This is a genomic window from Leeuwenhoekiella sp. CH_XMU1409-2 (assembly GCF_037029365.1).
GTDB lineage: Bacteria > Bacteroidota > Bacteroidia > Flavobacteriales > Flavobacteriaceae > Leeuwenhoekiella > Leeuwenhoekiella blandensis.
The window spans coordinates 226,713-248,667 of the sequence record NZ_JAYMEI010000004.1 but is presented as its reverse complement, the minus strand read 5'-3'; the positions used below and the strand labels follow the sequence as shown (position 1 = coordinate 248,667).

Below are 21,955 nucleotides of genomic sequence, written 5' to 3'. Positions count from 1 at the left end.
AATGGAAGAGCAAAATAAGATAGTGCAGGACGAGAAAGTTTCGAATGAAGCAGTCAAGAGAGATGCAAAAACGCTTTGGTATAGTGTGCGTACTTTTTTGTCTGAATTACTTGATATACGAAGCGATACCGATCGGGATTCGACAATAGAAGCTGTTAAAAAGGATATTTCATTTAAAGGGCATAATGCCTGGATTTTGATCTTTTCCATATTTGTAGCGTCTATAGGTTTGAACGTAAGCAGTACTGCGGTAGTAATCGGGGCGATGCTTATTTCTCCGCTTATGGGACCTATCGTGGGCATGGGACTTTCTCTTGCGATTAATGATATCGAAACGCTCAAACGCTCTTTGATCAACTTGGCGGTGATGATCGTGCTCAGCGTACTCACAGCAACACTTTATTTTGCTGTTTCTCCTATTTCTGAGTTGACTCCGGAACTTGAAGCACGAACCTATCCAACCATTTTAGATGTTTTAGTTGCTATTTTTGGTGGTTTGGCACTCATTGTAGCTAAAACCAAAAAAGGGACCATTGCGAGTGTGATTTTTGGTGTGGCTATCGCCACGGCCTTGATGCCTCCTTTGTGTACCGTAGGCTACGGACTGGCAATGGGAGAATGGCAGTACTATGCGGGAGCCTTTTATCTCTTTTCGATCAATGCGGTGTTTATTGCACTTTCGACATTTTTGGTAGCTAAATTTTTACGCTTCCCGATGGTGAAATATGCCAATTCTAAGCGCAGAAGATTTGTTACTCAAATGGCTTCGTTGATCGCATTGGTTGTGATGATTCCCAGTCTCTATTTGTTTTACATACTTTACAAAGAGCAGGTGTTTACTTCAGCAACTAAAGATTATGTGACTCGGGTAATCCGCTATGAGGGTGCTGAAGTTGTGAAGTTTTCACAAGATTATAAAGCCAAGCGTATCGATGTGTATCTCATTGGGGCATTGGTCCCAAAAGCTAAAATTCAGGAGTGGTACAATCAGTTGACAGAGGAGGTTTCTTTGGCAGATGTAAGTCTTAAAATACATCAGGGTTCTGATCAATCATCGCAAATGGCAGAGCAGCTTTCAAGCGCTGTAAAGTCGGGTATTCTTGAAGATCTCTATGTCAATAATCAGCAGGCATTGGCAGATAAGAATTCGCAAATTCAGTTGCTGGAAGATGAGATCAACAGACTTAAAGCTTCGGCTTTGCCTTTTCAAAGCTTGAGCGAAGAGGTGCACATTAATTATGAGAACATTGCACGTTTTGGTTTTTCGAATACGATAAATACCAATTTTGAAGAAGCAGATACTATTCCCACATTTCTCATAGAATGGAAGCCGTCACTTTCAGAAAATGCTAAGCGTAGAGAAGAGTTGAAACTGCGTGCATGGTTAAAAGTTAAGTACGATCTAGATACGCTTTCTATAGCGCGCTATTGATTTTCTTTAATAACCGCTTCGCGTACTTTTTTAAACAAGTCTGAAGAATATACAAAGTTGGTCACATCATCATTATCAGCCTTAAATATGGTTTCTTTAGAACCTTCCCAGGCAAGATGTCCTTTTTGTAGAAAAACGATCTTTTCACCAATTTCCATCACCGAGTTCATGTCGTGCGTATTGATGATGGTCGTGATCTCATACTCGTGTGTGATCTCTTGAATGAGGTTGTCAATGAGTGTTGCGGTACGTGGATCTAAACCAGAGTTTGGTTCATCACAAAACAAATACTTTGGGTTGTTTACAATGGCGCGCGCAATCGCAACACGCTTTTGCATTCCTCCTGAAATTTCTGACGGAAGCTTATTATTAGCATTGATTAAGTTTACCCGTTTGATTACTTCATTGGCACGTTCTCGGCGTTCTGCTTTACGTTGTTTGGTAAACATCTTTAGCGGAAACATAATGTTTTCTTCAACCGTCATCGAGTCAAACAAAGCGCTGCCTTGAAAAACCATTCCCATTTGCTCGCGTAACGTGCGTTGCTTTTCTGAAGATAATTCAGAGTACGCTTGACCATCATATAAAATTTTACCTTCCGTAGGTCTGAAGAGCCCTAAAAGACATTTTAAAAATACGGTTTTACCAGAACCACTCTGACCAATAATCAAGTTGGTTTTTCCTTTTTCAAATGTGGTAGAGATTCCTTTTAAGACTAATTCATCTCCGCCAAATCCTTTCTTTAATTCTTTAACTTCGATCATTAGCTTAGGAGTAATTGGGTGATTAGATAATTTGAAAGAATGATGAATACACTCGTCCATACAAAGGATGTGGTACTTGCTTTACCTACTTCAAGCGCACCACCTTTCATATAATATCCAAAATATGATGGGATAGTGGCCAATAGAATTGCAAAAACAAAAGTTTTTATAAACGCATAAACCAGCTGAAAGGGAACAAAATCTTCTTGTAAACCTTGAATAAATTGATCTCCGGTAGCAAAACCACCTAAAACTGCCGCGGTGTATCCGCCGAGAATTCCTAAAAACATAGCAATTGCGATCACAAACGGATAGAACAACATCGCGATTATTTTAGGAAAAACCAGATAATTGAGGGAGTTGATCCCCATAACTTCTAAAGCATCAATCTGCTCGGTAACACGCATCGTACCTATGCTGGAGGTAATAAAAGAGCCCACCTTACCGGCCATAATAATCGATATAAAGGTTGGAGCAAATTCAAGTATGATTGACTGCCGCGATGCAAAACCGATTAAGGATTTAGGTAGAATAGGATTGTCCATATTAAGAGCGGTCTGTATGGCGACCACGCCGCCTACAAAAAAGGATATAAAACAAACAATGCCTATTGAACCAATGATCAAATCATCAATTTCTTTCAACACCAGATTTCTAAGGACAGATGTTTTTGTAGGCTTTATAAAAACCCCCTTTATCATCATAAAATAAAGACCGATCTCTTTTAGGTATCCCATAACTATTATTTCAGGGTTAAAAATAGGAAAAATACACGGTAAGGCTATTTAAGATTAACTTAATCTTATTAATGCTTGAAAGCTTTAGTTTTGTAGCATAAAACGAAATTATATGAAATTCACAGCCTTTAAATTCCTTGGTATTACCCTAGTTACGGTACTTTTTCAGCCCATTTTGGCTCAGAACAGCTCAGAAAATCCAAAGCTTGTCGTGGGTATTGTTGTAGATCAAATGCGTTTTGACTACTTAACCCGGTTTGATACACAGTATGGTTCTGATGGTTTTAAGCGTTTAATGGCAGAAGGTTTTGAATGTCGCAACAATCATTTTAATTATGTGCCTACCTATACGGGTCCGGGGCACGCTTCTATTTATACGGGAACCACACCGTCGAATCACGGTATTATTTCAAATAACTGGTACAATAAATTTGAAAAGCATCAGGTGTATTGCGCGGGGGACACCACAGTCGCTTCAGTAGGTGTTGCAGGATCTGCCGGGCAAATGTCGCCACATCGTATGTTGACCACTACGGTCACCGATCAAAACCGTCTGCATACGCAAATGCGGGGTAAAACCATTGGTATTTCATTGAAAGACCGCGGTGCGATCTTGCCTGCCGGTCATACAGCCAATGCAGCCTATTGGTTTGAAGGCGGTGACGAAGGCAAGTGGATTACCAGTACGTTTTATATGAATGAATTGCCAAAGTGGGTACAGGATTTTAACGCTTCCGCGAAAGCGAAAAACTACCTTAAAGAATGGAATACCTTAAAACCTATTGAATCTTACCTGGAGAGTGGTGCAGATCTTAGCCCTTACGAAGGCGGATTTAGAGGAAAGGAACAAGCAGTTTTTCCATATGATTTAAGTGCGCTTGCTGAAAAAAACGGAGGTTATTCACTTTTAAAATCTACTCCCTACGGGAATAATCTGACGACAGACTTTGCGATTGAAGCCATTGATGCAGAAAACTTGGGACAGGATGCAGATACTGATTTCTTGGTTATCAGCTACAGTGCTACAGATTATGTGGGGCATAACTTTGGCGTAAACTCAAAAGAAGTTGAGGATACCTACATTCGTCTGGATCAGGATTTGGCGTGGTTGCTTAAGACTTTAGATCAAAAGGTTGGTAAAGGCAAGTACACGGTTTTTCTAACCGCAGATCATGGTGCTGTAAACGTACCGGCTTATTTGAGCGATCAAAAAATACCTTCAGGATATTTTGACAATCGGGCATTTGAAACTGCGTTAAATGAGTTTGTCGTTTCTGAATATGGAAAAGAAGGCTTGATTGAAGATATTTCAAATTATCAGGTGTTTTTCAACTACGAAAATCTTACTGCTGCCGATATTAATGCCGAAGACCTTCAGAAGAAAATCGCGCATTTTGCTTTGCAATATGATCTTATGGACAAGGTGTATACGCGTGCTGAACTCAATCAGGCAAACTATACCAGCGGGGTAGCAGCTTTGATTCAAAAAGGCTTTAACCAAAAGCGTAGCGGAGACGTTTTTTTGGTACTTGATCCCGGGGTAATTAGTTATTCGCGTACCGGGTCTACGCACGGCTCAGCATTTTCCTATGATACGCACGCGCCGCTCTTGTTTTATGGTGCCGGAATCAAAAAAGGTAAAACCTACGAGCTCACCGAAATTCCGGATATCGCGCCTACCATTTCGGCTTTGTTAGGAATTGAATTCCCTAATGGAACCACCGGCAAAGTGATCGCTGAGGTTTTAAAATAGTTCTTGAGTGATCCTGCAAGACTAAGAAACTTCACCGAATGCTCTTGCAAGAGGTAAAACAAAAAAAGGATTTTTAGAACAGTAGCATTAATAGAAGACAAAAACATTTTTCATTTTTTCTTGTTTTATGTGCTCCATTATATTTTGCCAGATCCCCTACGCAAATTACGACCGTTTCAGCATATAAATTATTAACATAATTTTATAATAAATAATGGTAATAATAACAATAGCACCTTATATCTTTAAGTAATTATTATGAAAAATTTTAATGTGAAAAATGTTGTTTTAGGACTAATTTTTCTTTCTAGTTTCTCAATGGTAAGTGCTTTTTCAATCCTTGATGAACGCGTAGCTTCGCGTTGTACTTTTACAGGTGAGATAGGTGATTCTTGTATGGTAGGTGAAGTGGGAAGAAATGTAAGGGTTTTAAATTGTACAAGAGGAGCCACTTCTTGTTATTATGATTCACCACCTATTATAAGTGAGGATTGATATATTGAATTGAACAGAGAAGGTAGTTAAAACAGTATTTTTATCTAAATAAAAATACTGTTTGTGTTTTTAATGAAAATCTATTTATATGAAATTTTTGACATTTTTAAAATTGCTTTTAATCTTTTTGGTGATTAATTCTTGTAATTCACAGGCTCAAGAAATTAATGATGGGGCAAAAATTTTTACAAAATTTCCTCTAGAACGCAAAGTGAAAAGCAAAGACTTTAAATCTTTAAAAAATTACAGTGTTGACAGGATGAGCTTAGTACGGGATAGTGTTCTTTTACTGCTTACTGCAAATATGACAAATCAAATACTATTCATTAATGCTTTAGATTCTGCCGAGATGGGTCACATGATAAAATCTGGTAGAAAGAAGGGAGAGGTTATGGGATTCTTTTCTTACGGTGTTATTGAAGATAACTTATGGGTCTATGATATTGTGAAGTCTAAAGTTGTAACCTTTGATTTTAAATCACTTTTAAATCAATCAACACGTGTAGATACGATCTATGATGTAAATAAAAATTATTATGCTGCGCAGCTGGTTGATAAATACAATATGATTGCAACCGGAGATTATGATTCAGCATACTGGTTGTCGTTGTATAATTTACCATTAGGAGAGGTTACTAATCAATTTGCTCCATACACTACAGGCTCTGAGGAGGTTTCTAAAACTACAAAAACGGCTTATGAAAGTATCCTTCATATAAAGCCTTCGAGGGATAAATGTGTTATGTCCGCCCGATATTCAGACCGTATTCAAATTCTCAGTTTGGATAATAAATCTTCTAAAATTATTTTGGGACCTGAAAATTATGAACCTGATGTGATTGTAATGGAAGATCATCTGGGAGAGGATGTGAGTGCGCGTGGACCGCAGACGCGTTATGCTTTTGTGACTGGGGCGACAACAGATCAATTTATTTATCTACTTTATTCTGGCAATAATCATCAAGGCAAGTATCGCTCATACGGGAAATATATTTACAAATACGATTGGGAAGGCAATCCCATTGAGCGTCTAGAATTACCAGAATATACGCGTGATTTTGCTGTGACCAGTGATGATCGTATAATTTATACGTATGATCCTAAAGATAAAGTGATTAAAAAGGGAGTTCTTGGCGATGAGTAAAGTTTTAATTCTTTCAACTATTATCTTAGTTTTCTTTTCTTGTACTAATCAAGCAGAAATAGAGAATGTTAAGGTGCCAGAAAAAATAGTTTCTTACAACACCGAAACTCTTAAAGAGGAAGAAGTTGAAATGGAGTCTATAGCAGGAGATTTTAAAATTTATACCTTAATTGATGTGAGTTGTGCCACTTGCTTAATTAATATTGAAAAGTGGGACGCATTTGCTCATGAAAAAGAAGCTAACGGCCTTACAGTTTTACCTATTTGCTATTCAAAAGACAATTTTGAACTTTTAAAATATCTGGTTGAGAGTGATAAATTAGGAAATGTTTCAATACCGCTATACTTAGATACTAATAATACCTTCATGCATCAAAATGATTCCTTAATCAGTGAGCACGGAAAGTTTACTGCGTTGACAGATACCTATGGTAAAATTCTCGCTAAAGGCGATCCTACAGAGGATTCAGATGTTAAAAAAAAATATTTAAAGCTGATAATTCATGAATCAGAATAAGAGTAACCCAATGGTGAGGTTTGTAATCTTTATTGGAATATTTCTCAGTATTTTAGCGCAGGTTAACGGGCAGGAGACTACGGTACTTAATGTTGTCTATGAGTTTAAGCACATTCGAAATCTTGCTAATCCTGAATCTCCTTATGTAGCAGATATGGTGCTGTCCCTCGCTAAAAATACGAGCCGGTACACGACCCTTTACGTTTATAACAATAATAAGCCCGCAGCAGCAGCTCAGCAGGAACAGTTGCAAAGCACTGCGTCTTCATCTTCCGCAACCACCGTTGTAGGAGGTTTGGGTTTACTGGTGAATAATGGTGGTGTGTTTCTACGCGAAGAAACCTTAAAAGACCTAAAAGAACAAGCATTAACACAATACACTTTTTTAGGGAATAAGACCTATTTATTAAATAGTAAAATCCCAAAAATAAATTGGAAGATTACAAAAGACAAAAAAGAACTGGGCGATTATAGCTGTCAAAAAGCAGTAGGAGATTATGCTGGTCGTACCTATGAAGCCTGGTTTACCACAGATTTACCTTTTCAAAATGGACCCTGGAAATTGGGAGGATTACCGGGTTTGATTCTGGAGGCACGGGATTTAAAAGAAGAAGTGCAATTTATATTTAAAGAAATAACACGCAATACAGATCCTGAAGAAACTACAGAGACTTTTCAGTTATACCCACAGTTAGCAATACCTGTTAACGCTAAAGAATTACGCAGGTTAGAACTTTCATTTATGAAAGATCCTATTGGTGTTTTAAATGCAGTTTTTCCAGACACCCAGGTCGCAATAATGAATATGGAAGATCCCAGCAACCGTTCACTTGATAAAATAGAAGAATACAATCCTTTAGAATTAGACTAAAATTTTACGACAGGCCTATATCATACAATTCATTAAGAGAACTGTTCTCCATTTTTCTTTTCTGGGGATTTTTTTTCTGGGATTTATAGCAATGGCGCAAAATAGAACAATAACCGGGACAGTCACCGGTGAAAATTCTGAGAGGCTTGATAGAGCAAGTGTTACAGTAGTGTCAAATGATTCTGGTGATATTCTCGCCTATACCATTTCAGATGATCAGGGTTATTTTGAGCTGGTACTTCCCGTATTAAATGGCGAATCGCAAATCTTTTTAGAAGTAAATTATTTGGGTTTTAAGACCCAACAAATAGAACTGATTGATGCTAAGGATGTGTATCGCTTTGTTCTGGAGCCTGATGCTACTGCTTTAGATGAAATCGTTATAAAGAATAGACCAGTAGTCAAACGCAGTGGTGATACTTTAAAATACAGGGTTTCTAGTTTTCAGAAGGCGGAAGATCGTAGTATAGGGGATGTATTAAAGCGTATGCCGGGAGTGCAAGTAGGTGATGACGGTGCGATTTATTTTAATGGAGAGAAAGTTTCAAATCTTTACATTCAGGGTGATGACCTTATGGATGGCAGGTATGGTCTCGCGACTAAGGCCATACGCAAAGAAGATATTCAAGGGGTAGATGTCATTAAAAACCATCAGCCCATCAAGGTACTTCAGGATAAGGTGCTCACAGAAAAGGTAGCCATGAATCTGGTTTTAAAGGATGAGAACAGTATGGCTCTTTCTGCAAAAGCAGATATTGCCGGTGGGTTGCCGGGGCTCTATGATCTTTCAATAACACCTATACTACTTAATAAACGTATCAAAATGCTCAATACGCTTGCGGTTAATAATGCGGCAGTAGATTACCGGGCAGATTTTAAACAATTAGGTGATGCAGACTTACGTTCTGATATCAGTCAGGACCCTGCTTCTTTTTCTTTATCACTGGGTACGGTAGGCGCACCAGACCTACCTTTATCGACCTATTATTTCAATAAATCTAAAGTTGTTAATCTAAATAACCTCTACACCACAGATAGCGGCTTACAACTTAAATTAAATGTACAGGCGTTTACTGATACAAATGTTTTGAGCTATAACAGTAGGGTTGCAAATTTTACTGCAACAGACACGCTATCCTATTCTGAAGATCAACGCATTACCCAAAGGCCTTTTTTGTTTAATAGCACATTGAACATACTGAAAAATCAAGAAACCAGTTTCTTTCAAAACAAGTTGAGTTTTAATATTGATCAAAAAAACAGTGATGCAGGCATAGTCTCTAACCGCCAAAACTTTGCTCAGGAACTCCAACAAAAATTTTGGACGCTTTCTAATGATTTTAACTGGATACCTCAGTTAAAAAATGAAGGGGTGTTTGAGGTTCGCTGGTTATCCCAATACAGTACGAATGATAAAAAACTGAGTATAGGAAATGGTTATAATTCTGAAATTCCCGGATTTATGGGGATGAATGATGAGGTTAATCAATCTTTTAGATTACCCACATTTAATTCAAATGCTTATGTGTCCTACATAAAAGGAAGTAAAGTTGTTAAGCAACAATATCAATTAGGCTATTTGATAGAAAGTCAGCGTTTAGAAAGTGGTTTGACTTTTAGGAATAATGATCAGGTTGAAGAGTTTCAAATGGATTGCGGGAACAATCTGCAATGGTTGAGGCAGCAAGCTTATTTCAAACCATCCTATCAGTTTGCTACTACAAATTTTGAAGCCTCATTAAATGTACCTGTAATATTTCAGACACTTTCTTATCAGGATAAAGCTTACGAACTGGATAAAAAAAAGACAGACTTTTTTATCAATCCTGAACTCAGCATAAAGTATAAAATAGCTGCTGAAGAAGAACTGACGGCGCGTTATGCATATGGAAAAACCTTTGGAAACATCACGCAAGTTTTTAGAGGCGCTGTTTTACGCAATTACCGGTTTTTAGAATCAAATGAGGCAGATTTGCAGGAAACCCGGAGACAGTCGTATGGCCTCAATTATAAATTTGAAAAGTCTGTTGCACTGTTGTTTTTAAATGCAGGATTGTCTTACGAGAAAAGTCAAACAAATTCAATATTGAGTTATACCATTGAAGATGATATACAGACCATTGTCAGTTTACCCCTAAGTAACGAGACGAAGACGTATAGTGCAAATTTGAGTTTCAGTAAATATGTGTTTGCGCTAAGAAACGTGCTTTCTTTCAAATCTGGGTATAATTATTCAATCTTTAATAGACTAATTAATGATGAATTAGTCCCTTTTACAAATAACTCATTTGTCTTTTCAACACAGTTCAATAAAAAGTTCTTTAAGAAATTGACTTTCACTTACAGACCACGCTTAATTTTTAGTACAACTAAAGTAAACGAGGGATCTAGTGACAACTTAAATTATCAAACTTTTAGAGTAGATCAGGAAGGGGGTTTGAATATTCAACCTTTTCAAGGTTTTCAGCTAGGAATTGATTTAAAGCACAGTTATATGGATCAGGGCGAGCAGGAGGCGCTGCAATACTTGTTTTGTGATCTAAATTTGAAATATGCCTTAGCAAAAAAGGATGTCGATATCAGCTTAGCGCTAAATAATATATTTAATACTAAAGATTATCAGTTGTACGCTGTAAACGAGAATCAGCTACTGTCTAGTTCATACACGCTTCGTGGGGCTATGGCACTACTCAGGGTAGAGTGGTTTTTTTAGAATAATTTCTGCTTGATTTTACTCCAGCGGAGCTTTCTTATAAAAGCACCTTCATCTTGGGTAACCAAATACGGAAGGTGTTTTTTTTGTGCCTTCAAATAGCCGTTGAGGTAGTCTTTAAAGAGCTTAAAGCTTTTCTTTCTAAAGGCCAGTTTACCTGAAGCGATTGCGGTTAAAGCAAGTCCATAACGCATCCCGTAGAAGGCCTCGCCTTGCTTATATTTTGCTTTTGCAGAATAGGTGTGTCCGGTAGGTTTTAGGTGTTTTACGTGCAGCGCTTCATTGGTAGCAACTGCCCAGCCGTGATATTGTGCCAGCAATTCGTCTAAAGTATCCCAGCCCATCGCTGTTTTGAGTCCGCCAATGGCTTCAAAACAAGCTTTTCGATAACTTTTGAGCGCGCCGCGGATGTGATCTTTATTAGTAAGGTTTTCGAGCTCCCAAGAGCCGTTGCGCTCCACATAGCAAAAACCACCGTACATCCCCAGATTTTGATTTTGTTCGAAAGCCTTTACGACGGTTCCTAAATAGTTTTCAGGAAAAATCAAATCTGCATCAAACTTGCACAGTATGTCATAATCAGTATCTAAACGCTCCAAACCGTAATTAAATGCTTGCACGACTTTGCTCCCGGGTAAATGTGCAGCTTCAGAAGATTTCTGTATCAGTTGAATGGAAGGATTCCTTTCGACATACTTCATAACCACCTCAGGAGTTTCATCGGTGCTTCCGTCATCAACAACAATTATTTTTTCTGCCGAAAAACGTTGCGCCAGAAGCGAGTCTAAGGTTTTACCGATTAGTGCAGCCTCGTTATACGCCGGTATGATGATTACTAGTTTCATTTTCGCTCTGCGTAAACAAGGTAATAGCGCGGTGTAAAAAGTCGAAGAAGAGGTCTAAAACCTATTTTTTTTACCGGATGCGTGAATTTTTCCCGCTTTTTGATTTCCCAACCTGATTTTTCTAAAAGCCAGTCAAACTGCCAATCTTCAAACTCGTGATAATGCCTATCCCACATATCGGTTTTACTACGATATGCGGGAGCAAACCAGAGCCTGAGTGGAATACTTGCCACAAGCTTAGTAGCCTTAATGTCTTTTAAAACCTGATATGGTGCTAGTAAATGCTCAAAGATCTCAAAAGCAGTCACCACCTCAGCGTTGGTGTTTTTAACGGCAGACGTATCAAGATCGAGATCTTCTCCGCCCGTGTTTGTAACCGAATATCCTTCAGCTTTCATAATTTCAGAAAAAGGATTTTCAACTCCCAAATCAAGGATTTTAGCTTCTTTGGGCAGCACTTCTTTTAAGAAGCGCGTTGTGATCGCATAGCGTTTGTTGGGAAAAGTTTTTTCGTACACCGTAAAAAAATTGAATTGCTAAAGCAGCAAATGTAACAGATTAGGTTGATTTATTGGCGCCGCCAAAGGGTGTAATACTCTGAGGCTTTCCCTGAGGTAGTTTTCTTAGATGGATATAAGGCTTTCTTATGTTACTATTGACGAAAATAATTTTACTTTTAGCCTACTGTTGAGAATTACGTAAATTTGCGGCTTGTTCTATAACTGACTTACCAATTATGGCAGACCACCAACTCGACCCCCAAAAATGGGTGGATAAATACTCTGATTACCTCTACAATTACACGATTGTAAAGGTGAACGATAAGGAGGTGGCCGAAGATATAATTTCTGAAACCTTTTTGGCGGGATTGAAGTCAATGAAAAATTTTAAAGGAGAAGCCAGCGAGCGTACGTGGCTGATTTCTATTTTAAAACGTAAAATAATTGACTATTATCGCAAAATAAATTCTAACAAGGGCAAGGCAGAGGTTCGTATGAACTATTCAAACGATGAAGAAGCAGGCGACTGGTTAGAAGAACGTGTTGCAGATCCTTTTGATCGTACCGCCGAAGATGATCTTGAAAATACCGAATTGGGTGTTGCGATCTATGCGTGTCTGGGCAAATTGCCAGAAAAACAGGCAGCTATCTTTAGAAAAAAAACGATAGAAGGCCAGGATACTGAAACTATTTGTAAAGAATTTGATATTACGCCGTCTAATTTGTGGGTAATCATTCACAGAGCCCGTACGGCGCTAGCAAGCTGTCTTGAAGAAAATTGGTTATAAAAGATGAAACTATTTGTAGATTGTAAAAAAGCAGGACACTTATGTGACAAAGGTCAATATGAGGATGCTTCTTTTTTTGAAAAGCTTAGCGTGCGTATGCACGTGATGATGTGCAAGCAATGCGCCAAGTACTCAGAGCGCAACGCAAAGCTTACCAAACTTTTGAAAGATTCTAAGTGTAAGCAAATGCCAGAAGAATGCAAGAAGCGCATACGTGAAGAGTTAGCACGTGAACTTGCTAAAAAGCCAGAATAAAAATTGCCCATAAGATCGGGATTCCTTCCACAAAGAACGAAGCATAGTAAGAAGATTGCTTCGTGCTCGATTTTAGAATTGCAAAGGCTGTGATCAATAAAATACAGTACTGTACAATGCTGTAAGCAGAGAAGGTTTCAGTTTTTAAAACTTCCAGAATAACACACCCTAATACCATTGATAAACCAAATAGCTTGGTTTTTTTTATGCCTAATACTTGCGGTAAAGTTCCCAGCGCGGCTGAGTCATAGGTAAGATCGCGTATCTCAAAAGGGATGATCAAAGCCAGAACCAGCATAAAGCGTTGTGCAAGCATCAGGTAGAATTCGGTTGTAAACGCAGATGCCTCATACACTACCGGTAAATACACAGAAACACCGGCCCATACTACGGCAATGATGAAAATTTTCAGTGTGGGTAAGGTTCTTAAGTTGGTGTTATTCGGTAAAAAAGGGACTGCATAAAGAGCTGTCAAGAGAGCCAGCGGAGCGCAGGAAAGCCAAAATTCCAAATCAAATTGAAACGCAAAATAGGCTAAGGCTAAAATGCAAACGAATGAAAATAGTTGAATCACCTTAAGCCTTTTGGTGAGGTTGCGATGATGTAATCCTGCTACCGAAGCATATTTAACAAAGTTGTAGCCGGTAATTGTACCTAAAAAGATAAAGGCGTTGAAGTTAAAATCGAGACTCAGCTCAAGTTCTTTTTCGGTTACAAAAACAAGAGAAAGCACAGCAAAAGCCACGTGAATACTGCTGTTGATGTAAAAATCAAAAAGCCCCTTAAGGTGTTTCATCAGGTAAAGATAGGGTATGTGTTAATAAGTGCTTTAAGTGGTTAAAAAAGTAGGAGGTATATCGATGAAAATATATATCTGAAATTGTACTTTTGCGCCATTCTAAACACACATAAATTGCATATGAGAACAGATGTTTTTTCACTAAGACACATTGGTCCAAGACCTGAGGAGAAAGAGGAGATGTTAAAAGCGATCGGGGCAGAAACTATAGATCAATTGATCTATGAGACCTTACCTGATGGAATTAAATTGAAAAAAGCCCTTGATTTGGAGCCGGCGCTTAGTGAGTATGAGTATGCCACGCACATCAATGCTTTGGCCAATAAAAACAAACTGTTTAAAACCTACATTGGTTTAGGATACCACGAGTCTAAAATCCCTGCGGTTATTCAGCGTAATATTTTAGAGAATCCGGGTTGGTACACAGCCTACACGCCGTATCAAGCGGAGATTGCTCAAGGTCGTCTTGAAGCTTTATTGAACTTCCAGACGATGATAAGTGATCTAACCGGGATGGAACTTGCCAATGCCTCATTACTTGATGAGTCTACAGCAGCCGCTGAGGCGATGACGCTACTCGCAGCAGTTCGTAGTCGTGCTCAGAAAAAGAACGATGTGGTTAAATTCTTTGTTGATAAAGAAGTATTGCCACAAACCTTATCTGTATTAGAAACACGAGCGCTTCCGGTAGGTGTAGAGTTGGTAATAGGAAATCCGCAAGAATTTGACTTTAGTTCAGAATTTTTTGGAGCCTTGTTACAATACCCTTCAGCATCAGGGGAAGTTCACGACTATGCCGGATTTATCGCTAAAGCTAAAGAAGCAGACATTAAAGTTGCTGTTGCAGCAGACATAATGAGCTTGGTGCTTTTAGAATCACCGGGGCATTTAGGCGCAGATGTTGTGGTTGGTACTACCCAGCGTTTCGGAATTCCGTTAGGATACGGTGGGCCACACGCTGCTTATTTTGCGACACGTGAAGAATTTAAAAGAAATATTCCGGGGCGTATCATTGGGGTGACCAAAGATCGCAATGGAGACCGTGCGTTACGTATGGCGCTTCAAACCCGTGAGCAACATATCAAACGCGATAAAGCGACTTCAAACATTTGTACCGCGCAAGTACTTCTTGCTGTGATGGCAGGGATGTATGGCGTGTATCACGGACCAAAAGGTCTTGAATATATCGCGACCAAAATTCAGCGTACTGCAGCTACCCTTGCCGATGCATTAGAAAATTTAGGATTGTATCAGTTGAATTCTGCTTATTTTGATACTATTCGTGTAAAAACAGATGCGGCAACAGTGCGCAAGTATGCAGAAGCAAATGAAATCAACTTTTACTATCCGGATGCTGAAACCGTTTCAATTGCGGTAAACGAAGCGACAAGCCTTTCTGATCTTAATAAAGTTATTTCCGTTTTTGCTGAAGCTTTAGGTAAAGAATTCACGCATTTAGAAGCTTTGGTTGACGAGATTACGATCCCGGAAGCTTTAGGTCGTAAAACAGAATTTATGACCAACGAGGTGTTTAACAGCTATCATTCTGAAACGGAGTTGATGCGTTACATCAAGCGTTTAGAGCGTAAAGATCTTTCGTTAAATCACAGTATGATCTCGTTAGGATCGTGTACGATGAAGCTGAATGCTGCTGCCGAAATGCTTCCGCTAAGTGATGCGCGTTGGGGCGGAATTCACCCGTTTGTGCCGGTAGAACAAGCCGAAGGATATCAAACGGTTCTTAAAAAATTAGAAGATCAACTAACCGAAATTACCGGTTTTGCAGGAACAAGTCTTCAGCCTAATTCCGGAGCGCAAGGAGAATATGCAGGATTGATGGTGATTAAAGCCTACCACGAAAGTAGAAATGATCATCATAGAAATATTTGCTTAATTCCATCTTCTGCACACGGGACAAACCCTGCAAGTGCCGTGATGGCCGGGATGCAGGTAGTAGTAACCAAAGCTACTGAAGCAGGAAACATCGACGTTGACGATCTTCGTGAAAAAGCTGAAAAATATAAAGATAACCTTGCTGCCTTGATGGTGACTTATCCATCAACACACGGAGTTTATGAAAGCGCGATTCAAGAAATTACTTCGATCATTCACGAGAATGGTGGTCAGGTGTATATGGATGGTGCCAATATGAATGCGCAGGTTGGTTTGACCAATCCAGGGAAAATTGGTGCCGATGTTTGTCACCTTAACTTGCATAAAACCTTTGCAATTCCTCACGGTGGTGGTGGACCAGGCGTAGGACCTATTTGTGTGGCAGAGCAGCTGGTTCCGTTTTTACCAACGAACCCGGTGATCAAGACCGGAGGCGAACAAGCGATTTCTGCGATTTCTGCAGCACCTTGGGGATCTTCTTTAGTGTGTTTGATCAGTTATGCCTACATCAAAATGCTAGGCGCAGACGGACTGAAACAATCTACGGAAGCTGCCATTCTAAATGCCAACTATATCAAAGAGCGTTTAAAAGGTGCTTTTGAAGTATTGTATTCTGGTGAAAAAGGACGTGCGGCTCACGAGATGATTATCGATTGTCGCCCATTTAAAGACAATGGGATCGAGGTGGTTGATATCGCTAAGCGTTTAATTGATTACGGTTTTCATTCGCCTACGGTATCTTTTCCGGTTGCAGGAACAATGATGATCGAGCCTACAGAGAGTGAAAGCAAGCAGGAGTTAGATCGTTTTTGTGATGCAATGATCAGTATTAGAAAAGAGATCGATCAGGCAACTGCAGATAATGATAATAACGTGCTTAAAAATGCACCGCACACGATGCATATGTTGACTGCTGAAACTTGGGATTTTCCATACACGCGCCAGCAAGCGGCTTATCCGCTGGAGTATGTTGCAGATAACAAATTCTGGCCTTCTGTACGTCGAGTAGATGATGCTTACGGGGACCGAAACCTAATCTGTACCTGTGCTCCAATTGAAGAATATATGGAAGAAGCGTAGTCTTCTAAAACATAAATTAAAAAGCGCCATTCATAACGAGTGGCGCTTTTTTGTTTACAGCAGATCATCATCTAAATACAGTCCAAAAGGAATACAGATAACGAGTGCTGGTAAAGAGCCCATTACAAAACAATAAAGAGGAGAGGCCCACAGCATTGTCAAGTTTTCTGAAAAGTGTTCAGGATTTATAGAGCAATCATAAATGAAATAAGGGATGTCGAAAATCAACGAGAAGACGAGTAATGACAGGAATGTATAGGCCAATCCCATCAGTTTAGGATTTCGGCCTCGGCGAATTGATTTTAAGCAAAAAGCACTCGTACCGATACTAACCAAATAATTCAACATGCAGGCTATTAAAAAGAAGTAAATTATTTTGCTATCAAATACAGTTTTTATTGAATCAAATAAAAAGTGCATCATAGCCAAAAATGAAATAAGAGCAAACGTGCCTAGTAAAATACCTCCTTTGATGGCTTTGGATTCAAGTCTCATTATTCAACAGTATTTAAATGTTGTCTGGATTTTTTTCTTCCTCTAAAGAATAAAAAGATATTAAAGAAGAGTATCAAGCCTAAATAGATTGTAAAACCACCAATCTTTGAGCTTAGAACTTCGGCTAGATTTTGATAGGTGTTATCAAAACCATAGTCTTGGATTTCCATAATGAGCAAAGCAAACCCAATATTCAAAAGATAGAATCCTACCTTAAAAAGTCGGTTAGTAGCAAGGGCGATTTCCTCTTTCCCTTTAAAAATATCTATCATAAATAACCTTCCATTGGTGAACAGGATATTAGATACAAAAAGCGTTAGGGTGATTGTAATGGGTAAATAGATGAGGTAACCGATTAGAATTTTTGAAGTTTCCATAAGTAAGTGATTTTAAGAATTAAATAGTTTATTAAATAAATGTGTAATAAAGTAGATGTTGAAATAGTGAAGTGTGGCCAGCAGAAAAAGTAAGAAGCCTATATACTTGCTTAGTTCGTGTATGATATCAATCGGACTCGTGATCTTAGGCCAACCACTGATAGTCACAATTACAAACCCAATGTTAATGAGGTAATAGCCTGCAAGTAGAAGTTTGTTAGTGCGATCTGTAAGGTTATGGTCTTGAACTACATTGAAAATAAATGCTCTTCCATTGGTGTAGCATACTTTTCCTATATAATAGATGACGCCAATCATTAAAATGAGGTAAACAGCATATGTGAATAAATTATAGTTCATATCATTATTTTTAAACTTTCAGAAAATATTGAAATATATAATTGTGAATGTTTCTGGAAAATTCTTCTCAGCCTGAATTTATTCCATAGAAACCAAAGCTTAGATCTAGGTCATCAGTTTCATGATGGTTTTAGTGATCCAATTTTCTTTTTGGTTAACGATTTTCTCCAGCATCGTATCTGCTTTGTTTACAAAATCGTGAAGCTCTTGCGTTTTCATTTTAAACTTTAAAGCTTCCGGACTTTCATCGGTTTCGTCAAAGTTTTTTACGCCTTCTAGAACGCGAAGTGCCGGTTTGATCTCCCGTTTGCTCCGTTCCACAGCAATCTTGCGGGCCAGGGAATCAACGTCCTGATCAGCTTTAAAATACTCCCGACGCTCACCGGGTTTGTATTCTTTATATACAATGCCCCAGTCAATAAGTCCGCGCAGGTTCATACTGGCATTACCACGAGAGATCTGCAACTCTTCCATCACATCTTCCATAGAAAGCGAATCTGGAGAGATCATTAATAATGCATGAATTTGCGCCATGGTTTTATTAATGCCCCATTGCGAACCTAATGCGCCCCAGGTTTGTAAAAATTGTGCTTTTGCTTCGTTGAATTCCATACTCAAATATAATTAAATATTTTAAAGTTTCAGTAATTATTGAAACTTATTTACTGGTACCGCCAATAGGTATAATTTTTAAAGACTTGATTCGAAATTGAAAACCAGTTTCTAACTATTTCTTCAAGGACTTGCAGTGAGGTTGTTTACTGCTTTAGTAAAACTATCTTTGCGCTATGAACGCATTAATTATAGGTAATGTTTGGCCGGAGCCGGTTTCGTCTGCGGCGGGAACGCGCATTATGCAACTGCTGGGAAGCTTGCAAGCCCAGGGGTATGCTGTGAGTTTTGCTTGTGCCGCAGGTAAAACGCCCTACGCTGAAGACTTGAAGGCGCTAGGTGTACAAACGCACAATATTCAATTGAACAACGCTTCATTTGATGTCTTTATCAAAGAACTCAATCCCGATCTGGTGTTGTTTGACAAGTTCGTGATCGAAGAGCAATTCGGTTGGCGGGTAAAAGAGCAGTGTCCGGGTGCGCTACGTGTTTTAGAAACGATTGACTTGCACGGCTTGAGAAAGGGGAGAGAGGCTGCTCTAAAAGCGAATGAAGCCTTTTCTGAAAGGCATTTGCATACCGATTACGCAAAGCGCGAGCTCGCCAGTATCTATCGTTGCGATCTCTCCTTAATTATTTCGGAAGCTGAAATGCAGTTGCTGCAGGAGTTTTTTAAAGTGCCCGATTCGCAATTGTTGTACTTGCCGTTTATGGTTGCACCAATTACCTCGGAAGAGCAGCAGGCTTGGAAATCTTTTGAGACGCGGAAGCATTTTGTGACGATCGGGAATTTTAGACACGAACCCAATTGGCTTTCGGTGCGGTATTTAAAAACGGAAATCTGGCCGCTCATTCGTAAGCAGTTACCGGATGCCGAAATGCGTGTTTACGGTTCGTATCCCGCAGAAAAGCATACGCAGTTGCATAATCCTAAAGAGCATTTTTATGTTTTGGGCAGAGCCGAAAGCGCGCACGAAGTTATAGAAGAAGCTCGGGTATTACTCGCACCTTTACTCACAGGAGCAGGTTTAAAAGGAAAATTACTGGACGCCATGCAATGCGGAACGCCGGCAGTAACGACAAGCGTCGGTGCAGAAGGAATGCACGGCGAACTAGACTTCAACGGAAGCGTGGTCGATGATCCTAAAGCCTTTGCAGAAGCTGCAATCGCATTATATAAGGACAAGAATAAATTTGCAGAAGCGCAAGCCAATGGGGCAATCATTGTAAATCAACGCTTTTCTAAAGAAGAATGGAATTCTGTTTTCAAAAAGCGGCTGAGTGATTTACAAGACAATCTGGAAACCCATCGCTTTTCAAATTTTACAGGCGCGATGCTTTGGCATCAATCGCTACAAGCCTCTAAGTTTATGAGTAAATGGATCGAGGAAAAGAATAAATAAAAAAGCCTCATCAAGTGATGAGGCTTTAGCTTTTCTATTGTATCAATCCGGCTCTTTTTAAAAGTGCTTCAGGATTAGGTTCTTTTCCGCGGAAGCGCTTGTATAAAACCATTGGATCTTCGGTGCCTCCTTGAGAAAGTACGTGATCTTTAAATTTTTGTGCGACTTCAGCATTAAAAATACCGTTTTCTTTAAAGTAAGCAAAAGCATCAGCATCCAAGACTTCTGCCCATTTGTACGAGTAGTATCCGCTAGAATATCCACCTTGAAAAATGTGAGAGAATGAAACACTCATACAGTTTTCGGCAACATCCGGATACAGTTTGGTGTTTTCAAAAGCAGCTTTTTCGTGTGCTTTTACGTCTGTTATTCCGCTAGGGTCTGCACCATGCCAAGACATATCCAAAATGCCAAAACTCAACTGGCGAAGCGTTTGCATCCCCTCTTGAAAGTTGGCTGCTTTTTTGATCTTGTCGATCAATACCATCGGGATGGTTTCTCCGGTCTCGTAATGCTTGGCAAATAGTTCTAAAGCCTCAGGCTCGTAACACCAGTTCTCTAAAACCTGACTTGGTAATTCAACAAAATCCCAATATACAGATGGTCCAGACAGGCTAGGGTAGGTGGTGTTTGCCAGCATTCCGTGAAGTCCGTGGCCAAACTCGTGAAACAGTGTAGTCACCTCGTTAAAGGTTAACAAAGACGGTTTTGAAGCCGTTGGTTTTGTGAAGTTGCATACATTTGAAACGTGTGGTCGCTCATTCACTCCGTCTTTTTTAAACTGACCTTTGTATTGCGTCATCCAAGCTCCTGCACGTTTCCCTGCACGTGGATGAAAATCAGCATAAAAAATAGCAATGAAATTATCTTGGTCATCAAAAACCTGATAGGTCTTTACGTCTTTGTGATATTTTGGAATGTCTTGCACTTCAACAAAACGCAGCTTGTATAATTTCTGAGCAATAGTGAAGACGCCGTTAATAACATTCTCTAATTTAAAGTAGGGCTTCAGTTGCTCATCATCCAATTCAAAAAGCTCTTGCTTCAGTTTTTCAGAATAAAAAGCGCTGTCCCATTTTTGTAATTCTTCGATGCCATCGCGTTTCTTAGCGAAGTTGGCAAGTTGTGTAAATTCGCGTTCAGCCGCAGGTTTAGCTTTCTCCAGTAGATCTTGTAAGAAACGTTCTACATTCTCAGGGCTTTTAGCCATACGCTCTTCGAGAACAAAATGCGCATGGGTTTTATAGCCTAAAAGATTAGCGCGTTCCTGACGCAGATTCACGATTTTAAGAACATTCTCCTGATTGTCTAGTTCGTCATTATGAAAACCTTTTGCCCCGAAGGCTATCGCCATTTTTTTACGCAATTCACGGTTTTCAGCATATTTCATAAACGGAATGTAGCTAGGATATTCAAGTGTAAACACCCAGCCTTCTTTCCCTTTTTCCTCAGCGGTTTGTGCTGCAGCTTCTTTGGTGCTTTCCGGTAATCCGGCAAGGTCTGCTTCATCAGTAAGATGCAACTCAAACTTGTTTGTTTCGGCTAAAACATTTTCGCCAAATGTTAGCGAAAGCTTGGACAATTCGGTATCGATCTCACGTAAACGTGCTTTTTTGTCTTCAGCTAAATTAGCACCGTTGCGAGAAAAACCTTTATAGCGTTTATCTAATAACACTTCCTCTTCTCTGGTAAGATCAAGAGACTCGCGTGAATCGTAAACATTTTTAACGCGTTTAAACAAAGCTTCGTTAAGCGTAATGTCATTAGAAAACTCTGATAATAGCGGAGAAACCTCTTGGGCCGTTTTCTGAATCGTCTCGTTGGTTTCGGCACTATTCAAGTTAAAAAAGATGCTGGTTACCCGGTCTAATTGGTAACCTGCATAATCCAGCGCGGCAATGGTATTCTCAAAAGTTGCGGGTTCTGGATTGTTAGTTATTAGATCTATTTCTTGTCTTGCCTGAGCGATAGCTGCTTCAATCGCAGGCTTATAGTCTTCATTTTGTATCGCATCAAAAGGTGCGATATCAAAATTTTGCAGCAATATATTTTCTGAATCTTTCAATTTTCTCTAGATTTTTTTGAATTAAATGTATTTTAGCTAGTATTATGATATCTTTGA

The 21,955-nt window shown here is 39.2% G+C and carries 21 protein-coding genes; 11 read left to right on the top strand and 10 right to left on the bottom strand.

What is annotated here, in order from left to right; all coding sequences use genetic code 11:
- Position 1: 1 nt before the first annotated feature.
- Positions 2-1,432, top strand: coding sequence for a DUF389 domain-containing protein (locus tag WA338_RS06340; protein ID WP_336092723.1), 1,431 nt, complete (start codon positions 2-4; stop codon positions 1,430-1,432).
- Here WA338_RS06340 and WA338_RS06335 read toward each other — a convergent pair.
- Together WA338_RS06335 and WA338_RS06330 are read right to left on the bottom strand one after the other, a co-directional pair.
- Positions 1,426-2,196: an ABC transporter ATP-binding protein gene (locus WA338_RS06335; protein ID WP_009779133.1), complete on the bottom strand. Its 771-nt coding sequence runs from the start codon at positions 2,194-2,196 to the stop codon at positions 1,426-1,428. The two genes, WA338_RS06340 and WA338_RS06335, sit on opposite strands and share 7 nt — an antisense overlap.
- On the bottom strand, positions 2,196-2,933 hold the full coding sequence (locus tag WA338_RS06330) for an MlaE family ABC transporter permease (RefSeq protein ID WP_336092719.1): 738 nt from the start codon (positions 2,931-2,933) through the stop codon (positions 2,196-2,198). The genes WA338_RS06335 and WA338_RS06330 overlap by 1 nt, the downstream gene beginning before the upstream one ends.
- 112 nt (positions 2,934-3,045) lie before the next feature.
- Here WA338_RS06330 and pafA point away from each other — a divergent pair, with 112 nt between their 5' ends.
- From pafA to WA338_RS06300, 6 genes are all read left to right on the top strand, one after another.
- Positions 3,046-4,686 (top strand): alkaline phosphatase PafA, encoded by a 1,641-nt coding sequence (pafA, locus tag WA338_RS06325; protein WP_336092717.1) that lies wholly within the window; start codon positions 3,046-3,048, stop codon positions 4,684-4,686.
- Positions 4,687-4,944: 258 nt separating this feature from the next.
- Positions 4,945-5,181: a hypothetical protein gene (locus tag WA338_RS06320; RefSeq protein ID WP_273016584.1), complete on the top strand. Its 237-nt coding sequence runs from the start codon at positions 4,945-4,947 to the stop codon at positions 5,179-5,181.
- 88 nt (positions 5,182-5,269) lie between these two features.
- Positions 5,270-6,325, top strand: a complete 1,056-nt coding sequence (locus tag WA338_RS06315; RefSeq protein WP_336092714.1) for a BF3164 family lipoprotein — start codon at positions 5,270-5,272, stop codon at positions 6,323-6,325.
- The gene (locus WA338_RS06310) at positions 6,318-6,842 is read left to right on the top strand and encodes a hypothetical protein (protein WP_273016587.1); all 525 of its coding nucleotides are present in this window, start codon (positions 6,318-6,320) and stop codon (positions 6,840-6,842) included. The genes WA338_RS06315 and WA338_RS06310 overlap by 8 nt, the downstream gene beginning before the upstream one ends.
- Positions 6,829-7,713 carry a GLPGLI family protein gene (locus WA338_RS06305; protein ID WP_273016589.1) on the top strand — a complete coding sequence of 295 codons (885 nt, stop codon included), beginning with the start codon at positions 6,829-6,831 and terminating at the stop codon, positions 7,711-7,713. Before WA338_RS06310 ends, WA338_RS06305 begins: the two co-directional genes overlap by 14 nt.
- Before the next feature lie 91 nt (positions 7,714-7,804).
- Positions 7,805-10,426, top strand: a complete 2,622-nt coding sequence (locus WA338_RS06300) for a hypothetical protein (protein WP_336092711.1) — start codon at positions 7,805-7,807, stop codon at positions 10,424-10,426.
- On the opposite strand, the gene WA338_RS06295 is transcribed toward WA338_RS06300, so the two are convergent.
- Together WA338_RS06295 and WA338_RS06290 are read right to left on the bottom strand one after the other, a co-directional pair.
- Positions 10,423-11,271 carry a glycosyltransferase family 2 protein gene (locus WA338_RS06295; protein WP_336092709.1) on the bottom strand — a complete coding sequence of 283 codons (849 nt, stop codon included), beginning with the start codon at positions 11,269-11,271 and terminating at the stop codon, positions 10,423-10,425. The two genes, WA338_RS06300 and WA338_RS06295, sit on opposite strands and share 4 nt — an antisense overlap.
- Positions 11,268-11,789 carry a methyltransferase gene (locus WA338_RS06290; protein ID WP_336092707.1) on the bottom strand — a complete coding sequence of 174 codons (522 nt, stop codon included), beginning with the start codon at positions 11,787-11,789 and terminating at the stop codon, positions 11,268-11,270. The genes WA338_RS06295 and WA338_RS06290 overlap by 4 nt, the downstream gene beginning before the upstream one ends.
- Before the next feature lie 218 nt (positions 11,790-12,007).
- Between WA338_RS06290 and WA338_RS06285 the strand changes: the two genes are divergently transcribed.
- Both WA338_RS06285 and WA338_RS06280 read left to right on the top strand, forming a co-directional pair.
- Positions 12,008-12,559, top strand: coding sequence for a sigma-70 family RNA polymerase sigma factor (locus tag WA338_RS06285; protein WP_336092705.1), 552 nt, complete (start codon positions 12,008-12,010; stop codon positions 12,557-12,559).
- 3 nt (positions 12,560-12,562) lie between these two features.
- On the top strand, positions 12,563-12,814 hold the full coding sequence (locus WA338_RS06280; RefSeq protein WP_009779144.1) for a hypothetical protein: 252 nt from the start codon (positions 12,563-12,565) through the stop codon (positions 12,812-12,814).
- On the opposite strand, the gene WA338_RS06275 is transcribed toward WA338_RS06280, so the two are convergent.
- Complete coding sequence (locus WA338_RS06275) at positions 12,798-13,610, bottom strand: hypothetical protein (RefSeq protein ID WP_009779145.1); 813 nt, start codon at positions 13,608-13,610, stop codon at positions 12,798-12,800. The two genes, WA338_RS06280 and WA338_RS06275, sit on opposite strands and share 17 nt — an antisense overlap.
- 123 nt (positions 13,611-13,733) lie before the next feature.
- On the opposite strand from WA338_RS06275, the gene gcvP reads away from it, so the two are divergent.
- Positions 13,734-16,586, top strand: coding sequence for an aminomethyl-transferring glycine dehydrogenase (gcvP, locus tag WA338_RS06270; protein ID WP_336092703.1), 2,853 nt, complete (start codon positions 13,734-13,736; stop codon positions 16,584-16,586).
- A gap of 54 nt (positions 16,587-16,640) precedes the next feature.
- Here gcvP and WA338_RS06265 read toward each other — a convergent pair whose 3' ends face one another.
- From WA338_RS06265 to WA338_RS06250, 4 genes are all read right to left on the bottom strand, one after another.
- Positions 16,641-17,081 (bottom strand): hypothetical protein, encoded by a 441-nt coding sequence (locus WA338_RS06265; RefSeq protein ID WP_009779147.1) that lies wholly within the window; start codon positions 17,079-17,081, stop codon positions 16,641-16,643.
- A complete protein-coding gene (locus WA338_RS06260) occupies positions 17,081-17,458 on the bottom strand; it encodes a hypothetical protein (protein ID WP_009779148.1) in 378 nt (125 codons plus the stop codon). Before WA338_RS06260 ends, WA338_RS06265 begins: the two co-directional genes overlap by 1 nt.
- 12 nt (positions 17,459-17,470) lie before the next feature.
- Positions 17,471-17,818, bottom strand: coding sequence for a hypothetical protein (locus tag WA338_RS06255; RefSeq protein WP_009779149.1), 348 nt, complete (start codon positions 17,816-17,818; stop codon positions 17,471-17,473).
- A gap of 105 nt (positions 17,819-17,923) precedes the next feature.
- The gene (locus tag WA338_RS06250) at positions 17,924-18,430 is read right to left on the bottom strand and encodes a GbsR/MarR family transcriptional regulator (RefSeq protein ID WP_009779150.1); all 507 of its coding nucleotides are present in this window, start codon (positions 18,428-18,430) and stop codon (positions 17,924-17,926) included.
- Positions 18,431-18,606: 176 nt separating this feature from the next.
- Here WA338_RS06250 and WA338_RS06245 point away from each other — a divergent pair, with 176 nt between their 5' ends.
- Positions 18,607-19,833, top strand: coding sequence for a glycosyltransferase family 4 protein (locus tag WA338_RS06245; RefSeq protein ID WP_336092698.1), 1,227 nt, complete (start codon positions 18,607-18,609; stop codon positions 19,831-19,833).
- A 34-nt stretch (positions 19,834-19,867) separates the two neighbouring features.
- Here the strand turns inward: WA338_RS06245 and WA338_RS06240 are convergent, their stop codons facing one another.
- The gene (locus tag WA338_RS06240; RefSeq protein ID WP_336092695.1) at positions 19,868-21,898 is read right to left on the bottom strand and encodes a M3 family metallopeptidase; all 2,031 of its coding nucleotides are present in this window, start codon (positions 21,896-21,898) and stop codon (positions 19,868-19,870) included.
- Positions 21,899-21,955 lie beyond the last annotated feature (57 nt).